The organism is Streptomyces sp. NPDC003036 (genome assembly GCF_040611175.1).
Classification (GTDB): Bacteria; Actinomycetota; Actinomycetes; order Streptomycetales; family Streptomycetaceae; genus Streptomyces.
The window spans coordinates 41,152-61,060 of the sequence record NZ_JBEXNO010000037.1 but is presented as its reverse complement, the minus strand read 5'-3'; the positions used below and the strand labels follow the sequence as shown (position 1 = coordinate 61,060).

At 71.6% G+C, this 19,909-nt stretch carries 18 protein-coding genes and 1 pseudogene; 15 read left to right on the top strand and 4 right to left on the bottom strand.

The window, feature by feature from the left end; translation table 11 throughout:
- The first annotated feature begins 104 nt into the window (after positions 1–104).
- From ABZX67_RS25125 to ABZX67_RS25105, 5 genes are all read left to right on the top strand, one after another.
- Entirely contained in the window at positions 105–971 is an 867-nt protein-coding gene (locus ABZX67_RS25125) for a bifunctional methylenetetrahydrofolate dehydrogenase/methenyltetrahydrofolate cyclohydrolase (RefSeq protein WP_355363937.1), read from the top strand.
- 23 nt (positions 972–994) lie between these two features.
- Positions 995–1,774, top strand: a complete 780-nt coding sequence (locus ABZX67_RS25120; protein ID WP_355363934.1) for a DUF3017 domain-containing protein — start codon at positions 995–997, stop codon at positions 1,772–1,774.
- A gap of 74 nt (positions 1,775–1,848) precedes the next feature.
- Positions 1,849–3,087, top strand: a complete 1,239-nt coding sequence (locus ABZX67_RS25115) for an NADP-dependent isocitrate dehydrogenase (protein WP_355363931.1) — start codon at positions 1,849–1,851, stop codon at positions 3,085–3,087.
- Positions 3,088–3,442: 355 nt separating this feature from the next.
- The gene (locus tag ABZX67_RS25110) at positions 3,443–4,507 is read left to right on the top strand and encodes a DUF2690 domain-containing protein (protein WP_355363928.1); all 1,065 of its coding nucleotides are present in this window, start codon (positions 3,443–3,445) and stop codon (positions 4,505–4,507) included.
- A gap of 216 nt (positions 4,508–4,723) precedes the next feature.
- A complete protein-coding gene (locus ABZX67_RS25105; RefSeq protein WP_355363925.1) occupies positions 4,724–5,713 on the top strand; it encodes a malate dehydrogenase in 990 nt (329 codons plus the stop codon).
- Positions 5,714–5,767: 54 nt separating this feature from the next.
- On the opposite strand, the gene ABZX67_RS25100 is transcribed toward ABZX67_RS25105, so the two are convergent.
- Positions 5,768–6,928 (bottom strand): acyltransferase, encoded by a 1,161-nt coding sequence (locus ABZX67_RS25100; RefSeq protein WP_355363922.1) that lies wholly within the window; start codon positions 6,926–6,928, stop codon positions 5,768–5,770.
- 106 nt (positions 6,929–7,034) lie between these two features.
- On the opposite strand from ABZX67_RS25100, the gene ABZX67_RS25095 reads away from it, so the two are divergent.
- From ABZX67_RS25095 to ABZX67_RS25065, 7 genes are all read left to right on the top strand, one after another.
- A complete protein-coding gene (locus ABZX67_RS25095) occupies positions 7,035–7,289 on the top strand; it encodes a helix-turn-helix transcriptional regulator (protein ID WP_355363919.1) in 255 nt (84 codons plus the stop codon).
- Positions 7,290–7,291: 2 nt separating this feature from the next.
- Positions 7,292–7,852 (top strand): hypothetical protein, encoded by a 561-nt coding sequence (locus ABZX67_RS25090; protein WP_355363916.1) that lies wholly within the window; start codon positions 7,292–7,294, stop codon positions 7,850–7,852.
- 127 nt (positions 7,853–7,979) lie between these two features.
- Positions 7,980–9,470, top strand: coding sequence for an aldehyde dehydrogenase family protein (locus ABZX67_RS25085; RefSeq protein WP_355363913.1), 1,491 nt, complete (start codon positions 7,980–7,982; stop codon positions 9,468–9,470).
- A 21-nt stretch (positions 9,471–9,491) separates the two neighbouring features.
- Positions 9,492–11,033: a GMC oxidoreductase gene (locus ABZX67_RS25080; protein ID WP_355363910.1), complete on the top strand. Its 1,542-nt coding sequence runs from the start codon at positions 9,492–9,494 to the stop codon at positions 11,031–11,033.
- Complete coding sequence (locus tag ABZX67_RS25075; RefSeq protein ID WP_355363907.1) at positions 11,030–12,172, top strand: betaine/proline/choline family ABC transporter ATP-binding protein; 1,143 nt, start codon at positions 11,030–11,032, stop codon at positions 12,170–12,172. The genes ABZX67_RS25080 and ABZX67_RS25075 overlap by 4 nt, the downstream gene beginning before the upstream one ends.
- Positions 12,169–14,094: an ABC transporter permease subunit gene (locus ABZX67_RS25070; protein ID WP_355363904.1), complete on the top strand. Its 1,926-nt coding sequence runs from the start codon at positions 12,169–12,171 to the stop codon at positions 14,092–14,094. Before ABZX67_RS25075 ends, ABZX67_RS25070 begins: the two co-directional genes overlap by 4 nt.
- A 1-nt stretch (position 14,095) precedes the next feature.
- On the top strand, positions 14,096–15,052 hold the full coding sequence (locus tag ABZX67_RS25065; RefSeq protein ID WP_355363901.1) for an ABC transporter substrate-binding protein: 957 nt from the start codon (positions 14,096–14,098) through the stop codon (positions 15,050–15,052).
- Positions 15,053–15,067: 15 nt separating this feature from the next.
- On the opposite strand, the gene ABZX67_RS25060 is transcribed toward ABZX67_RS25065, so the two are convergent.
- Together ABZX67_RS25060 and ABZX67_RS25055 are read right to left on the bottom strand one after the other, a co-directional pair.
- Complete coding sequence (locus ABZX67_RS25060) at positions 15,068–15,589, bottom strand: DUF1203 domain-containing protein (protein WP_355363898.1); 522 nt, start codon at positions 15,587–15,589, stop codon at positions 15,068–15,070.
- A gap of 111 nt (positions 15,590–15,700) precedes the next feature.
- Positions 15,701–16,159: a TIGR03618 family F420-dependent PPOX class oxidoreductase gene (locus tag ABZX67_RS25055; protein WP_355363895.1), complete on the bottom strand. Its 459-nt coding sequence runs from the start codon at positions 16,157–16,159 to the stop codon at positions 15,701–15,703.
- Positions 16,160–16,585: 426 nt separating this feature from the next.
- On the opposite strand from ABZX67_RS25055, the gene ABZX67_RS25050 reads away from it, so the two are divergent.
- Entirely contained in the window at positions 16,586–17,089 is a 504-nt protein-coding gene (locus ABZX67_RS25050) for a DUF3291 domain-containing protein (protein WP_355363892.1), read from the top strand.
- Between the two features lie 74 nt (positions 17,090–17,163).
- Positions 17,164–17,520: a hypothetical protein gene (locus tag ABZX67_RS25045; protein WP_355363889.1), complete on the top strand. Its 357-nt coding sequence runs from the start codon at positions 17,164–17,166 to the stop codon at positions 17,518–17,520.
- 474 nt (positions 17,521–17,994) lie between these two features.
- On the opposite strand, the pseudogene ABZX67_RS25040 reads toward ABZX67_RS25045, so the two are convergent.
- Positions 17,995–18,195 (bottom strand): annotated as a pseudogene (locus ABZX67_RS25040) (nucleotidyltransferase domain-containing protein); the annotation flags it as partial.
- A gap of 300 nt (positions 18,196–18,495) precedes the next feature.
- Here ABZX67_RS25040 and ABZX67_RS25035 point away from each other — a divergent pair.
- Positions 18,496–19,884: a cellulase family glycosylhydrolase gene (locus tag ABZX67_RS25035; RefSeq protein WP_355363886.1), complete on the top strand. Its 1,389-nt coding sequence runs from the start codon at positions 18,496–18,498 to the stop codon at positions 19,882–19,884.
- Positions 19,885–19,909: the final 25 nt, after the last annotated feature.

Sequence of the window (19,909 nt, the reverse complement as noted above, 5' to 3'; positions counted from 1 at the left end):
TTTTTGTCCAGTCGGAATCGCTATGTGTTGTGCAAGTGCAACCTGGCGTTCCACTGGGGTCGGCGAATTGGAACCGGGGCGGGTTCATCCGCGAGGATGGGGCCATGACCGCCCAGATTCTCGATGGCAAGGCCACCGCAGCCGCGATCAAGTCCGACCTGGCCGCCCGCGTGGCGGCCCTGAAGGCCCAGGGCATCACGCCCGGCCTCGGCACCATCCTGGTCGGCGACGACCCGGGCAGCCAGAAGTACGTCGCGGGCAAGCACCGCGACTGCGCCGAGGTCGGCATCGCCTCCATCCAGCGGGAACTGCCCGCCACCGCCACGCAGGACGAGATCGAGGCGGTCGTACGCGAACTGAACGAGGACCCGGCCTGTACCGGGTACATCGTGCAGCTGCCGCTCCCCAAGGGCATCGACGAGAACCGCGTCCTGGAGCTCATGGACCCGTCCAAGGACGCGGACGGGCTCCACCCGACGAACCTCGGGCGCCTCGTGCTGAACGAGCCCGCCCCGCTGCCCTGCACCCCGAACGGCATCATCACGCTGCTGCGCGCCCACGGCGTCGAGATCAGCGGCGCGGAGGTCGTCGTCGTCGGCCGCGGCACGACCATCGGCCGCCCGATGCCGCTGCTGCTGACGCGCAAGTCCGAGAACGCCACGGTCACGCAGTGCCACACGGGTACGCGGGATCTCGCCGCGCACCTGCGCCGCGCCGACATCATCGTGGCCGCGGCGGGCGTGCCGCACCTGATCAAGCCCGAGGACGTCAAGCCGGGCGCCGCCGTCCTGGACGTGGGCGTCAGCCGCGACGAGAGTGGCAAGATCGTCGGCGACGTCCACCCCGGTGTCGCCGAGGTGGCCGGATGGCGCGCCCCGAACCCGGGCGGTGTCGGACCGATGACGCGGGCCCTGCTGCTGGTCAACGTCGTCGAGGCGGCGGAGCGCGCCGCCGCCGCCACCGCGAGCTGAGCCGGACCGGAGAGGGCGACCCCATGGGCGTACGGGCGAACGACGACCCCGCGACCGCCGCCACCACGGCCGCGGCCGCTGCCGAGACCTCGGCGGCCGGACGCGCCGAGGACCAGGCCCCGGCCGGGCCCGCCGACGGCGACTCCCCGGCCGAGGCCGAGGCCGCGGGTGCGAATGCGGGTGCGAACGCGGCTGCCGACGGCACCGCGAACACCGCACAGGAGCCCCCGCAGGCCCAGGCGGGCCCGTCGGCAGACGCCGTGCCCGAGGGGCGGACGGGCCCGGCGGCGCCCGAGGCGCCGCAGGCACAGGCGGCTCCGGCCGCCGGCGCCGCGCCCGAGGAGGCGCCGGCCGGTACCGCCGGTTCCGCCGGAGGCGCCGCGCAGGACGACGCGCCCGCCCCGCGCCCCACGCGGCGGCCGCCCGCCCTGACGCGCGACACCGCGCGGCCCGAGGGCGGCGGGCGGGCGGCGTCCGGGGACGCGCCCGCGCCCGCGCGGCAGTGGCCGCTGCTGACCGTGCTCGGGATCGCCACGCTCGGGCTGGTCGTCGTCGGGCTCGACCCCTTCCCGCAGGCGCCGCGGATCGGGGCCATCCTGATCGGCCTCGCCCTGCTCACCGGCGCCGGGCTGCGCCGCGCCGTGCCGTCCGTCGGCATGCTCGCCGTACGGTCGCGCTTCACCGACATGGTCACGTACGGCCTGCTCGGCGTGGTGATCGTGCTGCTGGCGCTGATGACGCAGCCCAGTCCGTGGCTGGAGATCCCGTTCCTGGAGAAAGCCGTCCGGTTCACGGTGCGTTAGACGCGCGTACCTTCCGTGCACACATGGGGTGACAGACACGACCCAGCCCCGCGCGCGAGAGGGACGTTCGCCCCATGGTCAAGATCAAGGTGGCCACCCCCGTCGTCGAACTCGACGGCGACGAGATGGCCCGCATCGTCTGGCGGTTCGTCAAGGAGCGGCTGATCCTGCCGTACGTGGATGTCGAGCTGCGCTCCTTCGACCTCGGCGTCCAGCACCGCGACGCCACCCGCGACCAGGTGACGGCCGACGCCGCGCGGGCCGTCAAGGAGTACGGCGTCGGCGTGAAGTGCCCCACGATCACGCCGGACGAGGCGCGCGTCGCCGAGTTCGGCCTCCGGGCGCGGTACCGCTCGCCCGGTGCCACCCTCCGCGAGGCGCTGGGCGGCGCGGTCTTCCGCGAGCCGGTCCTCATGGGCAGCGTGCCGCGCCCGGTGCCCGACGGGACGAGACCGGTGGTCATCGGCCGCCACCCCTTCGGCGACCAGTACCGGGCTACCGAGCTCAGGGTCCCCGGCCCCGGCACGCTCACCCTCACCTTCACCCCCACGCCCACCGGTCCCGCCGGCTCCGCCGCCGACCCGGTCGAGCTGGAGGTGTACGCGTTCGAGGGCCCGGGCGTCGCGCTCGCGATGTACAACGTCGACGCGTCGATCCGCGACTACGCGCGCGCCTGCTTCCGCTACGGCCTGGCCCGGGGCTACCCGGTGTACCTCTCGACGAAGAACACGGTCCTGAAGAAGTACGACGGTCGCTTCAAGGACCTCTTCCAGGACGTCTTCGACACGGAGTTCAAGGACGACTTCGACGCCGCGGGGCTGACGTACGAGCACCGGCTCGTCGACGACCTGGCCGCCTCGGCCCCCGAGGGTGAGGGCGGCTACGTCTGGGCGTGCAAGAACTACGACGGCGACGTCCAGTCCGACGCCCTGCTGCGGTGGGCCGGCTCGCCCGGCCTGATGAGCTCGGTGCTCATGTCGCCCGACGGCCGGACCGTCGTGACGGAGGCCGCGCACGGCACCGTCACCCGCCACTACCGCCGCCATCAGCAGGGCAAGGCGACGTCCACCAACCCCATCGCCTCCGTCCACGCCTGGACGCGGGGCCTGGCGCACCGGGGCAGGCTGGACGGCACGCCCGAGGTCGTCGACTTCGCGGAGGCGCTGGAGGAGGTCTGCGCCGAGACGGTCGAGGGCGGCCAGATGACGAAGGACCTCGCCGCCCTGGTCTCCCGGGACCAGCCCTGGCTGACCACCGAGCAGTTCCTGGAGACCCTCGACACCGGGCTGCAGAAGAAGATGGCGGCCCGCTGACGGAGGACGGTGACGGCGACCGTCCCCTCCCCCGAGCAGGACGGGCGCCGCCACCTGCGTAAAGAGTCATGGACGCGCCAAGGGACGACAAGGTATGTCCGTTTCCTGTAGCGCGGAGGTGACCATTCCGGCATGGTGTGATCGACCCGCAACGGATGCGAAACTGGGGCGGCGACAGGACGCCCCGGCGTGTGGGGGCACAAGGGCCGTCCCGTTCGCGCCCGTGCGCCCCCGCCCGAGGAACTGACATCCTGGCTACGCGCATCCCCCTCGGTGACACCCGGTCCGAGGGGCGGCAAGGGGGCACGCGGCGCGGGGAGCACATCAGGCACGTACGGGGGACAAGGGGGAGGCAATGCCTCGTTGGAAGGCGCTACCGGAGGAGCTCGACCCACAGGTCAAGGAGTTCGCCCATCAGCTGCGCCGACTGGTGGACCGCAGCGGACTGAGCATCGCCGCGGTCTCGGACCGCACCGGTTACAGCAAGACGTCGTGGGAGCGCTATCTCAACGGGCGTCTGCTCGCGCCCAAGGGGGCGATCGTCGCCCTGGCCGAGGTCACCGGCACGAACACGGTGCACCTCACGACCATGTGGGAGCTGGCGGAGCGGGCCTGGAGCCGTGCCGAGATGCGCCACGACATGACGATGGAAGCGATACGCATCTCGCAGGCGCGCGCCGCGCTCGGTGAGTTCGGCGGCGATGCCGGCCCCGGTGCCGACGGCTCGTCCCGTACGAAGGCGGCACAGGCGGCCCCGGCCGACCGCGGCGCCGGCGGCGACCGGCCGTCCGTCATACCGCCCGACGGCGGCCCCAACGGCCCCGCCCGGCGCGGCCCGGCGGCAGGGCCCGCGCAGCCTGTGGACTCGGCGCCGGAACCCGCACCCGCAGCCGCGCGGGCGCGTCGCCGAGGCGGCAAGAGCAAGATGCCCATGGCCCTCGCGGGCGCGCTCGGCGTGCTGCTGGTGGCCGTCGGGGCGTACCTGGTCTCGGGCCTCGGCGGCGACGAGGGCGGCCAAGGCGGCACCCCCGTGGCGAAGTCGCCGTCCGCCCCGCCCAGCACCAGCGCCTCCGCGCCGCTGCCCGAAGGCGTCAAGTGCGCCGGCGGCGACTGCACCGGCCAGGACCCGGAAGCCATGGGCTGCGGCGGCCAGTACGCCACGACGGTCGCCTCCGCGGTGGTCGGCACGGCGAAGGTCGAGGTCCGCTACAGCAAGACCTGCGGCGCCGCGTGGGCCCGGCTCACGCAGGCGAAGGCGGGCGACACCGTCCGGATCACGTCCGGCGACGCGACGCAGAACGGCGCCGTGAAGATCGACACCGACACCTACACGCCGATGGTCGCGGCGGCCGAGGCCGCCGACGTGAAGGCGTGCGCCACGCTGGCGACCGGCACCCAGGGCTGCACCACCCCGCAGTGAGCGGGGGCGCGGGCGATTCAGTGAGCCGCGACACAAGGGGGCGGGGGTTGAGGGGGGTCCGGGTCGGATAGCCTGACCGCTGGATATCTCTTCACGTCGAGACACCGATCGATCAGATGGTCGATCGCGATCGATCAGCCGGTCGGCTCAACGGAGAAGGGGTGTCCAGCACCCGGGGCAGGGACCCCCACCGCCAGCTGTCTTACGGAGATCGCCATGACCCGCACTCCCGTGAATGTCACCGTGACCGGCGCGGCCGGCCAGATCGGTTACGCGCTGCTCTTCCGCATCGCCTCCGGCCACCTGCTCGGCGCGGACGTGCCGGTCAAGCTCCGCCTCCTGGAGATCCCGCAGGGCCTCAAGGCCGCCGAGGGCACCGCCATGGAGCTCGACGACTGCGCGTTCCCGCTGCTGCGCGGCATCGACATCACCGACGACCCGAACGTCGCCTTCGACGGCGCCAACGTCGCGCTGCTCGTGGGCGCCCGCCCGCGTACGAAGGGCATGGAGCGCGGCGACCTGCTGGAGGCCAACGGCGGCATCTTCAAGCCGCAGGGCAAGGCCATCAACGACCACGCCGCGGACGACGTCAAGGTGCTCGTCGTCGGCAACCCGGCCAACACCAACGCGCTGATCGCGCAGGCCGCCGCCCCGGACGTACCGGCCGAGCGCTTCACCGCGATGACCCGCCTGGACCACAACCGCGCGCTGTCGCAGCTGGCGAAGAAGACGGGCGTCCAGGTCTCCGACATCAAGAAGCTGACGATCTGGGGCAACCACTCCGCCACCCAGTACCCGGACATCTTCCACGCCACCATCGCCGGCAAGAACGCCGCCGAGGTCGTCAACGACGAGAAGTGGCTGGCCAACGACTTCATCCCGACCGTCGCCAAGCGCGGCGCCGCCATCATCGAGGCCCGTGGCGCCTCCTCGGCCGCCTCCGCCGCGAACGCCGCGATCGACCACGTCCACACGTGGGTGAACGGCACCGCCGAGGGCGACTGGACCTCCATGGCCATCCCGTCGGACGGCTCCTACCGCGTCCCGGAGGGCCTGATCTCCTCCTTCCCGGTCACCTGCAAGGACGGCCGGTACGAGATCGTCCAGGGCCTGGACGTCAACGAGTTCTCGCGCACGCGCATCGACGCGTCGGTGCGGGAGCTGGTGGAGGAGCGCGACGCCGTGCGCGCCCTCGGCCTGCTCTGATCTGCCCGACTTGATCTGCCTGATCTGACCTCGAAGTCCGTACGTGTACGGACCTCACCGCCCCCGGTAGCCCGCCCGCTGCCGGGGGCGCGGTGTCTCCGCCGCGCTCGCGGGCTCCACGTACGGGCGCCGCAGCCGCAGGAACGGCAGTTCGATGGCGTGGTACGTCACGAACGACACCGCCACCGTCAGCGGCAGCGCGACCAGCAGCGTGAGCAGGAACGCCTCGCCCACCGGAGGCAGGACGCCCGGGAACCAGGCGTACTCGCACAGCAGCGTCAGCACCATGAAGTGCGTCAGGTACACCGAGAAGCTGACCTCCCCGAGCCGGGCCAGCCACCGGGACACCCGGCCGCCCCCGCCCGGCCCGGCGCCCGCCACGTACGCGACGACCACCAGCGCCCACACCGCCCCCTCGGCGCCGCTCCACGCCAGCTTCAGCGGGCTGTCGGAGACGTACCCGTGGAGCTGGTTGTACGACCAGAGCACCCCCAGCGCGAGGCTCAGCGCCACGGGCGCCAGCCACCGGGCCGCCGCCCGCAGCCGCTCGCGGTGGTGCACGTACGCCCAGGCGGCCAGCATCCCGAGCAGGAACTGGTCGATGCGCCCCGCCAGGCCCAGGTAGAGCGCCGCCGTGTGCGGCGCGGGCGCCGGGCTGCTGAGCCACACCAGGGCCCGCAGCAGGGACACGGCGGCCAGCAGGCGCAGCAGGGCGCCCGGCCCACGCTCCGTCAGGAGCCGGTTGAGCAGCGGGAAGACCAGGTAGAACTGCATCTCCACGCAGAGCGTCCAGAACACGCCCCCGTACGGCAGGCTCGGCGTCGCGAACGTCAGGACGCGCAGCAGGTCCTGAAAGGTCGGCAGGGAGACGTGGGTGGCCAGGCCGAGGACCGCGATCACCAGGTACAGCGGATAGATGCGCAGCAGCCGGTTGGCGAGGAAGCGGCCGTAGCGGATCGGGCGGCCGTGCGCGCCGACGGTGAAGATGAAGCCGGACAGGACCATGAAGAGCGCGACGCCCGTGTGGCCTTCGAAGACGAGCGTGGCGGCGGGGTTCGCCGAGTACAGCCAGTCCGTGCCCGCCACGAAGCGCGGCCGCCCCTCGATGCGCGCGCTCAGCAGCTGGCACCCGTGGTAGAGGACGACGAGCACAGCGGCGACGGCCCGCAGGTGGTCGACGGGGGCGAGATAGACGCGGTCGTCGCTGCTGCGCATGGACGCACCCTAGGTCGGCCCGGCCGCCGGGCCGGGGAGCGACGCCCCTGCCGGTCATCCATTCGGATCATTGCGTAAGCATGATCGAATGTAGTACTTCTTATACATGAGCGAGCAGGTGCACAACAGGCTGGCAGTGGTCCGGGCCGAGCGGAAGGTGTCGCGACAGGCACTCGCCCAGGCCGTGGGCGTCCACTACCAGACCATCGGTTACATCGAGCGCGGGCAGTACAACCCGAGCCTCGACCTGGCGTTGAAGATGGCCCGCTTCTTCGGGCTGCCGGTGGAGGCGCTGTTTTCGCTGGAGCCGTTCCAGCCGCTCACCAGTGAGATCTACGGGGCAAACGGGAGGAAGCAGTGAGCATGACCAGGTCAACGACCACGACCGGGACTGCGACGGCCACGGCGACGCGCTACGACCGGCGGATGTACGCGCTGATGAACAGGCGCGAGGCGGCCGCGCTGTACGCCACGGCGGCGCGCAGGCGCGCGGTGGTGGGGGTCCACGTCCTGCTGACGCTCGCCTCCATCGCCGTCTGGCTCCTCATGGTCCTGGACGCCGACGCGCTCTGGCCCGCCTTCGTCCTGCTCGCGCTGGTGCTGCCCTGGTGCGTCGCCACCGGAGCCATCAACGCCGCCACGCGGGGGCTGCTCGAACTGCGCGGCAGGATGCTCGACGAGCGCCAGCTCGCGGAGCGTGACCGGGTGCGGGCGCTGGCCCACCGGATCACCACCGGGATCCTGCTGCTCGCCGCCGCGGTCATGGGCGCGGTGACGTGGTTCACCGACGTGCGGTTCGAGGGGCTCGCCTTCGCCGCGCTGTTCAGCGCGCTCGTCATCCACTGGGTGATGCCGCTGTGGGTGGCCGGACTCCGCGCCGAGGACGACGAGCCCGACCTCTACGGGGACCCCGTAGCGGAGTGACCAAACCCACTTTCGCGTACTGATCCCGCATGCTTTCCGCCGCTCCGGGCAGGGTCCCCGGTCGCCGACCACCGTCGGTGACGACCACCCGACCAGGACAGGCACGACCGGAAGGCAGAACGCGACCGTGGCGGAACAACAGACCATCCACGTGGGAGGAGAGTGGCGCTCGGCCGCCTCCGGAGCCACCAGGGACATCCTCGACCCGGCCGACGCCACGACCCTCGCGGTCGTGGCGGAAGGCGGCACCGAGGACACCGACGCCGCCGTCGCCGCAGCCCGCACGGCATTCGACGGAGGCCGCGGCGCCTGGCCGCGCACCCCCGTCGCCGAGCGGGCCGCGCTGCTGCGCCGCGTCGCCGACCTGCTGCTGCGCGACCGCGAGAAGCTCGGCCTGCTGGAGAGCCGCGACGCGGGCAAGACCCTCGAAGAGGGCCGTGTCGACATCGACTGCGTCGCCGACGCCTTCCGCTACTACGCCGACCTCGTCGCCGCCGAGAGCGGCGGCCGCGTCGTCGACGCCGGCTCGCCCGACATCCACAGCGTCGTCGTCCACGAGCCCGTCGGCGTCTGCGCGCTGATCACGCCGTGGAACTACCCGCTGCTCCAGGCCAGCTGGAAGATCGCGCCCGCCCTGGCCGCGGGCAACACCTTCGTCGTCAAGCCCAGCGAGATCACCCCGCTCACCACCGTCGCCCTCATCGAGCTGCTGGTGGAGGCGGGCCTCCCGGCCGGCGTCGCCAACCTCGTCACCGGCCCCGGCGACCCCGTCGGCGCCCGCCTCGCCGAACACCCCGACGTCGACCTGGTCTCCTTCACCGGCGGACTCGTCAGCGGTACGAAGGTGATGCGCGCCGCCGCCGACACCGTCAAGAAGGTCGCCCTCGAACTGGGCGGCAAGAACCCCAACGTCGTCTTCGCCGACGCCTGCGCGACCGACGAGGGCTTCGACACCGCCGTCGACCAGGCGCTCAACGCCGCCTTCATCCACAGCGGCCAGGTCTGCTCGGCCGGCTCCCGCCTCATCGTCGAGGAGTCGGTGCGCGAGCGCTTCGTCGCCGAACTCGCCCGCCGCGCCGAGCGGATCCGCATCGGCCGCGGCACCGACGAGGGCGTCGAGTGCGGCCCGCTCGTCTCCGCCCAGCAGCTCGCCCGCACCGAGGAGTACGTCGCCTCCGCCCTCGCCGAGGGCGCGGTCCTGCGCGCGGGCGGCGAACGCCCCGACGGCCCCGGCTTCTTCTACCGGCCGACCGTCCTCGACCAGTGCCACCGCGCCATGCGCGTCGTCCGCGAAGAGGTCTTCGGCCCCGTCCTGACCGTCGAGACCTTCCGTACGGAGGACGAGGCGATCACCCTCGCCAACGACACCGAGTACGGCCTCGCGGGCGGCGTCTGGACCGCCGACCCCGGCCGCGCGCGGCGCGTCGCCGGGCGACTGCGCCACGGCACCGTCTGGATCAACGACTTCCACCCCTACCTGCCGCAGGCGGAGTGGGGCGGCTTCGGCAAGAGCGGCATCGGCCGCGAGCTCGGCCCCTCCGGGCTCGCCGAGTACCGCGAGTCCAAGCACGTCTACCAGAACCTGGCCCCGCGCCCCGTGCGCTGGTTCGCGGGCTGACGAGACCAGGGAGCACCCACCATGACCGAGAACACCGCGTACGACTACGCGTACGACTACGTCATCGTCGGCGGCGGAACCGCTGGTTCCGTCATCGCGCACCGCCTCACCGCCGACCCCGACGTCACCGTCGCCGTCATCGAGGGCGGCCCCAGCGACGTCGACCGCCCCGACGTGCTGACCCTGCGCCGCTGGATGGGCCTGCTCGGCGGCGACCTGGACTACGACTACCCCACCACCGCGCAGCCACGCGGCAACTCCCACATCCGGCACAGCCGCGCCCGCGTACTGGGCGGCTGCTCCTCGCACAACACCCTCATCTCCTTCAAGCCGCTCCCGTCCGACTGGGACGAGTGGGAGGAGGCGGGCGCCGAGGGCTGGCACGCGGCCGCCATGGACCCGTACTACGACAAGCTCCTCAACAACATCGTGTCGGTCGACCAGAAGGACCGGAACGCCATCGCCCGCGACTTCGTCGACGCCGCCCAGGCCGCGCTCGGCGTCCCGCGCGTCGAGGGCTTCAACGACAAGCCCTTCCACGAGGGCGTCGGCTTCTTCGACCTCGCCTACCACCCGGAGACCAACAAGCGCTCGTCGGCGTCGGTCGCGTACCTCCACCCGATCATGGAGCAGCGGCCCAACCTCCATCTGATGCTGGAGACCTGGGCGTACCGGCTGGAGTTCGACGGCACCACCGCGCGTGGCGTCCACGTGCGTACGAAGGACGGCGAGGAGCGGCTCGTCACCGCCCGCCGCGAGGTCGTCGTCTGCGCCGGCGCCGTCGACACGCCCCGGCTGCTGCTGCACTCCGGCATCGGCCCCAAGGCCGACCTGGAGAAGCTGGGCATCCCGGTCGTGCACGACCTGCCGGGCGTTGGCGAGAACCTCCTCGACCACCCCGAGTCGGTCATCGTCTGGGAGACCCACGGGCCGATCCCGGAGAACTCCGCCATGGACAGCGACGCGGGCCTCTTCGTCCGCCGCGACCCGCGGTCCCCGGGCCCGGACCTGATGTTCCACTTCTACCAAATCCCCTTCACCGACAACCCGGAGCGCCTCGGCTACGAACGCCCCGCGCACGGCGTGTCGATGACGCCGAACATCCCCAAGCCGCGCAGCCGCGGACGCCTCTACCTGACCAGCGCGGACCCCGAGGTCAAGCCCGCCCTCGACTTCCGCTACTTCACGGACGAGGACGACTACGACGGCCGCACGCTCGTCGACGGCATCCGCATCGCGCGCGAGATCGCGAAGACCGAGCCGCTGGCCGGCTGGCTCAAGCGCGAGGTGTGCCCCGGGCCGGAGGTCACCGACGAGGAGGAGCTGAGCGCGTACGCCCGGCAGGTCGCGCACACCGTCTACCACCCGGCCGGTACCTGCCGGATGGGCGCCGAGGGCGACGACCTCGCCGTCGTGTCGCCCGACCTGAAGGTCCGGGGCCTCGACGGCATCCGGATCGCCGACGCGTCCGTCTTCCCGACCATTCCGGCCGTCAACCCGATGATCGGCGTGCTGATGGTCGGGGAGAAGGCCGCCGATCTGCTGCGAGGTGACGCCCGATGAGTACCACTGTCAGTACCCCTGTTGGCACCCCTGCCGGTACCCCCGTCTTTTCCGTGGACGGCCTGTGGAAGGTCTTCGGCCCCAAGGCCGACCGCATACCCGGCTCGCCCGAGCTCGCCGCCCTCCCCGCCGCCGAACTGCGCGAGCGCACCGGTTGCACCGCCGCCGTCCGCGACGTCTCCTTCGACGTGCGCAAGGGCGAGGTCTTCGTCGTCATGGGCCTGTCCGGCTCCGGCAAGTCCACCCTCGTCCGCTGCCTGACCCGGCTCATCGAGCCGACCTCCGGCACCGTCGCCATCGACGGCGAAGACGTCACCGCCATGGACAAGAACCGGCTGCGCGAACTGCGCCGCCACCGCGCCGCCATGGTCTTCCAGCACTTCGGCCTGCTGCCGCACCGCACGGTCCTCGACAACGTCGCCTACGGCCTCGAGATCCAGGGCGTCGCGCGGGCCGAGCGCCGTGCCAAGGCCGCCGAGGTCGTCGCCAAGGTCGGCCTGGAGGGCCTGGAGGACCGCACGCCCGCCCAGCTCTCCGGCGGCCAGCAGCAGCGCGTGGGCCTCGCCCGCGCCCTCGCCGTCGACCCCGAGGTCCTGCTGTTCGACGAGCCGTTCAGCGCGCTGGACCCGCTCATCCGGCGCGACATGCAGGAGGAGGTCGTACGCCTCCACCGCGAGGAGGGCCGCACGATGGTCTTCATCACCCACGACCTGAACGAGGCGCTGCGCCTCGGCGACCGGATCGCCCTCATGCGCGACGGCGAGATCGTGCAGCTCGGCACGCCCGAGGAGATCGTGGGCGCGCCCGCCGACGACTACGTACGCGACTTCGTGCGCGATGTGCCGCGCGAGCAGGTGATGACGGTACGCACCGCCATGCGGCCGCCCTGCGACGCCGACGGCACCGCGGAGTCGGCGGCCGCGGTCGCCCCGGGCGCCACCGTCTCCGAGGCCATCGAGGCCGTCGCCCGCAGCGGCGGCCCCGTCCGCGTCGTCGACGGCGGCCGGTGGGTCGGGGTCGTCGACCACAAGGACCTGCTGTCGGTGGTGGCGGGGGTCCCGATGGCCGGCGCCCCGGCCGCCGCGAGGGAGGCCGCCGCCACGGATGACCCCGCCGCCGGGCGGAAGGCGGCGGCATGACCGCAGCCGTCACCACCCCCGTGCAGCAGCCCCGGCTGCCGACCGCCGTACGCGCCCTGCGCAGGTACTGGCCGCTGGCCGCCGCGCTCGTCCTCCTCCCGCTCGGTGCCCTCCTCGCGGGCGGCGGCAACTGGCCCACCGCGCTCTCCGTCGACCTGTCCGGCCCGCTCGGCACGACCAGCGACTGGATCATCGACCACCGCGACAGCCACCCGCTCTTCCTCTACTTCTTCGGGCACATCAGCAACGCCGTCGTCCTCTCCGTGCGCGCCGTCTACCTCGTGCTGCTCGCCGCCGGATGGGCCGGTGTCACCGCCGCCGCGGGCGTCATCGCCTGGCGCGTCGCGGGATGGCGCCTCGGGCTCACCGCCGTCGCCGCGTTCGCCGTGTGCGGGCTGCTCGGCATGTGGGTGCCGACCATGCAGACCCTCGCCCTGATGGTCGTGGCCGTCGCCGCGTCCGTCGCGCTCGGCGCGCTGCTCGGCCTCGCGGCCGGACTGTCGGACCGTACGTACCGGGCGCTGCGGCCCGTGCTCGACACCATGCAGGTGCTGCCCGCGTTCGCGTACCTGCTCCCCGTCGTGCTGGTCTTCGGCATCGGCGTACCGGCGGCCGTCCTCGCGACCGTCGTCTACGCCGCGCCGCCCATGGCCCGCCTCACCGCGCTCGGCCTGCGCGGCGCCGACGCGGGCGTGCTGGAGGCCTCGGCCTCGCTCGGCGCGACCGGGCGGCAGCGGCTGCTGACCGCGCGCCTCCCGCTGGCCCGCAAGGAACTGCTCCTCGGCGTCAACCAGTCGATCATGATGGCGCTGTCCATGGCGGTCATCGCCTCCGTCATCGGCGCCGGCGGCCTCGGCGACCGCGTCTACCAGGCGCTCGCCTCCGTCGACGTGGGCGCCGCGCTCGCCGCCGGCATCCCGATCGTGCTGCTGGCCGTGGTGATGGACCGTACGGCCACGGGCGCGCGTGCGTCGGCACGCGGCCGCCGCGACGGGATCGCCTGCGCGGTGGGCGTGGTGGCCGCCGCCGTGACCGGCCGCCTGGTCGGCGGGCTCAGCTGGCCCGAGGCGTGGCACCTCGACATCGCCGCGCCCGTCAACCGGGCCGTCGACTGGATGACCGCCCACCTCTACTCGGGCGTCCCCGTCATCGGCGGCACGGCCGACTGGGCGGGCCGCTTCACCCAGTGGGTCCTCGACCCGCTCCGCGACGGCCTCCAGGCGCTGCCCTGGTGGACCGTCCTGCTGCTGGTCGGCGTGCTGGCGCTGCTCGTCGGCACCTGGCGTACGGCGCTGACGGCCGTCGCCGCGATGGCGGCCATCGGTGTGCTCGGCGTCTGGGACGCGTCCCTCGACACGCTGTCGCAGGTGCTCGCCGCCGTGGCCGTCACGCTGGTGCTGGGCTTCGCCGTCGCGGTCGCCGCCGCGCGCAGCGCGCGGGTCGAACGCTGCCTGCGCCCGGTGCTCGACGTCTTCCAGACGATGCCGCAGTTCGTGTACCTCATCCCGGTGGTGGCGCTCTTCGGCGTGGGCCGCGCCCCGGCGGTCGCCGCCGCCGTGGTGTACGCGCTGCCCGCCGTCGTCCGCATCACCACGCAGGGCCTGCGCGGTGTCGACCCGGTGGCGCTGGAGTCCGCGCGGTCGCTCGGCGCGACGAGCTGGCAGCAGCTGCGCCAGGTCCAACTCCCGCTCGCCCGGCCCGCGCTGCTGCTGGCCGTCAACCAGGCGGTCGTGCTCGTCCTCGCCGTCGTCATCATCGGCGGCCTGGTGGGCGGCGGGGCGCTCGGCTACGACGTCGTCTTCGGCCTCGCGCAGGGCGACCTGGCGACCGGCCTGGTCGCGGGCGCCGCGATCGTGTGCCTGGGCCTGATGCTCGACCGGGTGACCCAGCCGACCGTCCAGTCGACCGGAAAGGAGGCCTGACATGCGCAAGCGCGTCATGGCCCCCCTGCTCGCCGCCCTGACCCTGCTGCCGCTGACCGCCTGCGGCGCGGCGGACATGACCAAGCAGGCGTCCCCGTACGCCGCCGCGCAGGGCGCGAAGACGGTCACGCTCTCCGTCCCGTCGTGGGTGGGCGCGCAGGCCAACGTGGCCGTCGCGAAGTACCTCCTCGAACACGAGCTGGGCTACCGCGTCGACACCGTCCAGATCGACGAGGTCCCGGCCTGGGACGCGCTCAGCCAGGGCCGGGTGGACGCCCTCCTGGAGGACTGGGGCCACCCGGACGAGGAGAAGCGGTACGTCGACGACAAGAAGACCGTCGTACGCGGCGGCGACCTCGGCGTGACCGGCCACATCGGCTGGTACGTCCCCACGTACTTCGCCGAGGCCCACCCGGACGTCACCGACTGGAAGAACCTCAACAAGTACGCCGACCAGCTGCGGACGGCGGAGAGCGGCGGCAAGGGCCAGCTGCTCGACGGCTCCCCGTCGTACGTCACGAACGACAAGGCGCTCGTGAAGAACCTCGGCCTGGACTACAAGGTCGTCTTCGCGGGCTCCGAGGCGGCGCAGATCACCCAGATCGAGCAGTTCGCCAAGGAGAAGAAGCCGTTCCTCACGTACTGGTACAAGCCGCAGTGGCTCTTCGAGAAGGTGCCGATGACGGAGGTGAAGCTGCCCCCGTACAAGGAGGGCTGCGACGCCGACCCGAAGAAGGTTGCCTGCGCGTACCCGCACACGCCGCTGCAGAAGTTCCTGAACGCCGACTTCGCGAAGAAGGGTGGCGAGGCGGCCGCCTTCCTGAAGAACTTCCGCTGGACGACGGAGGCGCAGAACGACGTCGCGCTGATGATCGCCGAGCAGAAGCTCTCGCCGGAGGAGGCGGCGGAGAAGTGGGTCAAGGCGAACGAGCCGACGTGGCGGGCGTGGCTTCCGTAGCCGCCGTGGCTGCCGTCACCGGCGGCGCACCTCGGCCATGAAGCAGCCGAAGAGCACGGCCCGGAGGTGGACCAGCGCCACCGCCGGGTCGGCGAACACCTCGCGCAGCGCGCGGTCCACCTCGCCGGCACGCTCCTGGGGAAGCTCCAGGAGCGTGCCACCGAGGATGCGCCCGCGCACGTCGTAGGCGCGCAGCACCCGCAGCGCGCCGTGCATCTCGACCGGGTAGCCCCCGCCCGGGGCCGGCCCCGCGCACTCCTCGGCGTGGATGAACACGGGCCCGCACTCGTCGTATGCCCCCGGCTCGGCCCCGGTCTCCGCGGCCCAGCGCCGCAACGGCGCGTACGCCACGAGCAGCAGCCGCTCGCCCGCCTCGCTGTGCCGCAGACAGCAGCGCAGCGGTGCGCCGCCCTCGGTGTCGGTGACGGGCTCACGCCTGACCCCGGCGTCGTCGCGGTCCCGCAACTCCCGCAGGACGGGGGGCTGGATGGCCCGGACTTCGTAGGTGGTGCTGGTGCTGACGATGGCTGTGGTCATGCCTTCAGCATCGGAGGCCCCAGGTCACCGCGCTGGCGGGAATCGGACGTCGCGCTGCCCGCCCGCGCCGCGAAGCCCGAGGAGCGGCGGACGAGCTCGTGAAGAACCCCGCTAGCCGTTGATGTCGAGTGCTGTCCCGTACAGCCGAGACACCTTCAGTCGGATGACCACGCGGCGCTCGGCGACCAACTGCTCCAGGAACGCGTCCTCGTCCTCGGGACGCGCGGCCTCAGGGATCATCGCGAGCAGCTCTCGCCCGGTCGCGTCCCCCGGCGTGGTGGTGACCTCGGAGACCTCGGCCTCGCCCTCGGCCACGGCGAACGACCACACGTCGCCCCCCGGAACATGCACGGCCGCGCGCGGGTCACGCTGGAGTTGCTTGACCTTGATGCGGTCGGCAGTGGTGGAGAACCGTACGACGCGCGCTTCGGCGTCCCAGCTGTAGAGCATGGTGGTGAGATGAGGATGGCCACTGCGCTTGTTGGTGGCGAGGGTGCCGAACTGCTGAGTGCTCAGCAGTTCGGAGAGAGTGTCGTCGGACAGGGACCGGGGTGCTGGGCCTTGAGTCATGACGTGCTCAACTCGCGTGACTGCGGGGGCATTCCGGGCAACTCCGAAGTCCATCCAGCAACTTGTGCAACAGGCCATAGGGCGCGGTACCGCACAGCCGCCAAGATCGCGCGATCCGCGGCCGTGGCGTTGTAGCGGTCTTCAGTCTCGGCTGGCAGCCGACAGGTCGGCCCCGCCCGTCACCGCCCCAGAACCCGAAATGAGCGGTGCACGAGGCCACTTGGGCAGGGAAAACGCAACTTCGACAGGGCCCGCAGAGGCGGCTACCTTCACCTGGTCTTCGGCGATCGCCCACGGTCGCACAGGAGTTCTTTCGGACTGAGCCATCCGCGACAGGGATGAGTTGTCCACGCCCCATGAGCTCTCGCGTCCATGCGTAAGCGACCGAAGCGGACCCCCACCAGGCACCCCACCAGGGAGAGACGAATGCCCCAACTCGCGCTGTACACATTCGGCGTCCTGAAGTCACCTCTCGCCGATCCCGCACCTCTCACGCGCGAGCTCCACGAGAGCGGCGAGGCCATCTACCCGGAGATCAGCAAGCACCCCGGGTACCTCGCTCATGCAGAAGCGGCAGACGGTGAACGGGGCACACACTTCGACTTGGACTGGGGTGCATGGGGAGAGTTCGCCGTACCGGCCTGGTACGGCAAGGGCCGTACGGCGGAAACCACCGCCCTGGCCGCGACCCTCTCACTCTGGACCGACCTGCGCTCCGCCTTCGACGCCATCTACACCGGTCTGCACCGCAAGGCGCTGAACAGGCGTTACGACTGGTTCGAGAGGACAGGGCACCCGAGTCACGTGTTCTGGTGGGTCTCCGACGGCGTGATACCCACCTGGCAGGACGGGGTTTCCAGGCTGGAGCACCTCCACGACCACGGCTCCACGCCGCACGCCTTCACCTTCCAAAAGCCCTGCGTACCCTAGCCGTTGACGTGATCATGACCTTCCTGTTTGTCTGGGTTCAGTCAGTCGACGAGTCGACCTACGGGGGTAGTCAGATGAGAAACGTGCTTCGGGCGACAGTGGTCGCCGGCGCCACGATGATGCTCGGCGGAATGACGATGGCCGGTACCGCTCAGGCGGCGACGGCCGGCTTCTTCCTCGGGGACGGAGTGAACATCCGTACGTGCGCCTACACCTCCTGTACGGCGGTGGGTCAGGGGCAGCGTGGGCAGAACTTCTACGTGGACTGCTGGACGGACGGCACGAACGTGTCCGGCAGCACGGTGTGGGTGCGTGGACGGAACGCCGCCACCGGCGTCTACGGCTACGCGTCCGCCGTGTACGTCAATTCCCTGGGCAACGGCACGCCCGGCTCCGGGGACAGGTGGCGCTACTACGCTCCGCACTGCTGACCCCAGGCAGGTCGGCCCGCCGGAACCTTGACGGTTCGGGCGGGCCGTCGTGTTGTCCGTCGGCGACTGTCGGTGCGATGTCGCCGGTGCGGCGCTGCGCGGAGCGCTGTGGGGGAGCAGATGGCTGAGTGCGATCCTGCTCGCATGGGCCCCGATGGCGACGACTGGCAGCGCTGGGTCGCACCCTTGCCGGGCATCCTGGCCGCTGATGCCGGGGAGCTGTTGGCCCGGGCCGCCGAGCATCAAGCGGCGAGCGTCGCCGTTGCCGACGACCTCGACTTCGTCTGCCGTCTGGCCCAAGGGTGGTGGACCGGGAGGGCGCATGGCACCGGCCGCGGCCGCATCGTGTGCCGCCTCAGCACATGCATTACCGAGGTGCAGCCTTGCCGGGGTAGTTCCAATTATCGCGGTGCGCCGAGGCGCCTGTCACCCCCCCAGCGGTCCGCCGCCTCCGAGGCCAGGTCGCCAGGCCGTGCCGTCGAAGGTGTCGACGTGCTCGTCCTGGACGTAGAGGTACGCCTCGATGTCGGAGTGGGCGTCGGCCTCGCCCACGGTCCAGGAACCGTAGAGCAGGACGCCGTCCAGGCGGGGTTCGGCCTGGGCGAGCCGCCGCAGCCGGGCGATGCAGTCGTCCAGGGCGGGGGAGGCGGAGTGGGCGGAGTGGAGGGACTTCATGGGGTCGGCTTCTCCTGAGCTGAGCTGAGCTGAGCGTGCGGGCACGCTGACGGAGCCCGGCAGCTGCACCGGGCCAATGGCCGCGTAAGACCCTGTCGTTCAGGAGAAGTTGCCCATGGCCCCGATTCTACGGAAGGGGCCCGACCGGCCGCCGGGCCCCAGTCGAATCGCCGTCGAATCGCTGTCGAATCCCCCGTCGAATGCCTATACGCGCATCGCCGCACCGGTGTACCGTCCGGGCCGATGGGTTTTGGGAGCGCTCCCATCGTGCTCGTATCCGCTTCGCACGAGGAGAACGCGATGAAACGCTTTGTGGCCTTACTCGCCACCTGCGCGACGGCTCTGGGCCTCACCGCACTGGCGAGCCCCCCGGCCGCCGCGGCCACCGGGTGCAAGGTCGACTACACGATCACCAACCAGTGGCAGGGCGGCTTCCAGGCCGGGGTGAAGGTGACCAACCTGGGCTCCCCCATCACCGGATGGACGCTCAAGTTCACCCTGCCGGACGCCGGGCAGAAGGTCGTCCAGGGCTGGAACGCCACCTGGTCGCAGTCCGGTTCCACGGTCAGCGCCGCCGGGGTCGACTGGAACCGCACCCTGGCCACCGGCGCGGCCGCCGACCTGGGCTTCACCGGCTCGTTCACGGGCGCCAACCCCAAGCCCACGGCCTTCACGCTCAACGGCGTAGCCTGCACGGGCTCCGTCGGCGGTGAGGAACCCCCGCCCGACCCCAACCCCAACCCGGGCACCGGCACCCCCGTGAGCATCAACGGACAGCTGCACGTGTGCGGTGTGAACCTCTGCAACCAGTACAACCGCCCCATCCAGCTGCGCGGCATGAGCACGCACGGCATCCAGTGGTTCAGTAAGTGCTACAACAACGCGTCCCTGGACGCGCTGGCGAAGGACTGGAAGTCGGACCTGTTCCGCATCGCCATGTACGTGCAGGAGGGCGGTTACGAGACCGACCCGGCGGGCTTCACCGCCCGCGTCAACAGCCTCGTCGACATGGCCGAGGCGCGCGGCATGTACGCCATGATCGACTTCCACACCCTGACGCCGGGTGACCCCAACTACAACATCGAGCGTGCGAAGACGTTCTTCGCGTCCGTCGCCGCCCGCAACGCCGGCAAGAAGAACGTGATCTACGAGATCGCCAACGAGCCCAACGGCGTGAGCTGGGCGGCCATCAAGAGCTACGCCGAGCAGGTCATCCCGGTGATCCGGGCCGCCGACCCCGACGCCGTCGTCATCGTCGGCACCCGCGGCTGGTCCTCGCTGGGCGTCTCGGACGGCTCCAACGAGACCGAGATCATCAACAACCCGGTCAACGCCACCAACATCATGTACGCGTTCCACTTCTACGCCGCGAGCCACCAGGACAACTACCGCGCCACCGTGAGCCGGGCGGCCTCGAAGCTGCCGCTGTTCGTGACCGAGTTCGGCACGGTCACCTACACCGGCGGCGGAGCGGTGGACCAGGCCAGCAGCAAGGCCTGGCTGGACCTGCTCGACCAGCACAAGATCGGCTACGCGAACTGGACCTACTCCGACGCCAACGAGGGCAGTGCCGCCTTCAAGCCCGGCACCTGCAACGGCACCGACTACAGCAGCAGCGCTGTCCTGACCGAGTCCGGTGCGCTGCTCAAGAGCCGGATCAGCACCCCCGACTCCTTCCCGACCAGCTGATCCGCACCCCTAACGGGGCTCCGGC

What these genes read in the sequence shown, in the direction of transcription:
- ABZX67_RS25125 (WP_355363937.1), top strand. Translation starts at nt 105, where the DNA reads ATGACCGCCCAGATTCTCGATGGCAAGGCCACCGCAGCCGCGATCAAG.
- ABZX67_RS25120 (WP_355363934.1), top strand. Translation starts at nt 995, where the DNA reads ATGGGCGTACGGGCGAACGACGACCCCGCGACCGCCGCCACCACGGCC.
- ABZX67_RS25115 (WP_355363931.1), top strand. Translation starts at nt 1,849, where the DNA reads ATGGTCAAGATCAAGGTGGCCACCCCCGTCGTCGAACTCGACGGCGAC.
- ABZX67_RS25110 (WP_355363928.1), top strand. Translation starts at nt 3,443, where the DNA reads ATGCCTCGTTGGAAGGCGCTACCGGAGGAGCTCGACCCACAGGTCAAG.
- ABZX67_RS25105 (WP_355363925.1), top strand. Translation starts at nt 4,724, where the DNA reads ATGACCCGCACTCCCGTGAATGTCACCGTGACCGGCGCGGCCGGCCAG.
- ABZX67_RS25100 (WP_355363922.1), bottom strand. Translation starts at nt 6,928, where the DNA reads ATGCGCAGCAGCGACGACCGCGTCTATCTCGCCCCCGTCGACCACCTG.
- ABZX67_RS25095 (WP_355363919.1), top strand. Translation starts at nt 7,035, where the DNA reads ATGAGCGAGCAGGTGCACAACAGGCTGGCAGTGGTCCGGGCCGAGCGG.
- ABZX67_RS25090 (WP_355363916.1), top strand. Translation starts at nt 7,292, where the DNA reads ATGACCAGGTCAACGACCACGACCGGGACTGCGACGGCCACGGCGACG.
- ABZX67_RS25080 (WP_355363910.1), top strand. Translation starts at nt 9,492, where the DNA reads ATGACCGAGAACACCGCGTACGACTACGCGTACGACTACGTCATCGTC.
- ABZX67_RS25075 (WP_355363907.1), top strand. Translation starts at nt 11,030, where the DNA reads ATGAGTACCACTGTCAGTACCCCTGTTGGCACCCCTGCCGGTACCCCC.
- ABZX67_RS25070 (WP_355363904.1), top strand. Translation starts at nt 12,169, where the DNA reads ATGACCGCAGCCGTCACCACCCCCGTGCAGCAGCCCCGGCTGCCGACC.
- ABZX67_RS25065 (WP_355363901.1), top strand. Translation starts at nt 14,096, where the DNA reads ATGCGCAAGCGCGTCATGGCCCCCCTGCTCGCCGCCCTGACCCTGCTG.
- ABZX67_RS25060 (WP_355363898.1), bottom strand. Translation starts at nt 15,589, where the DNA reads ATGACCACAGCCATCGTCAGCACCAGCACCACCTACGAAGTCCGGGCC.
- ABZX67_RS25055 (WP_355363895.1), bottom strand. Translation starts at nt 16,159, where the DNA reads ATGACTCAAGGCCCAGCACCCCGGTCCCTGTCCGACGACACTCTCTCC.
- ABZX67_RS25050 (WP_355363892.1), top strand. Translation starts at nt 16,586, where the DNA reads ATGCCCCAACTCGCGCTGTACACATTCGGCGTCCTGAAGTCACCTCTC.
- ABZX67_RS25045 (WP_355363889.1), top strand. Translation starts at nt 17,164, where the DNA reads ATGAGAAACGTGCTTCGGGCGACAGTGGTCGCCGGCGCCACGATGATG.
- ABZX67_RS25035 (WP_355363886.1), top strand. Translation starts at nt 18,496, where the DNA reads ATGAAACGCTTTGTGGCCTTACTCGCCACCTGCGCGACGGCTCTGGGC.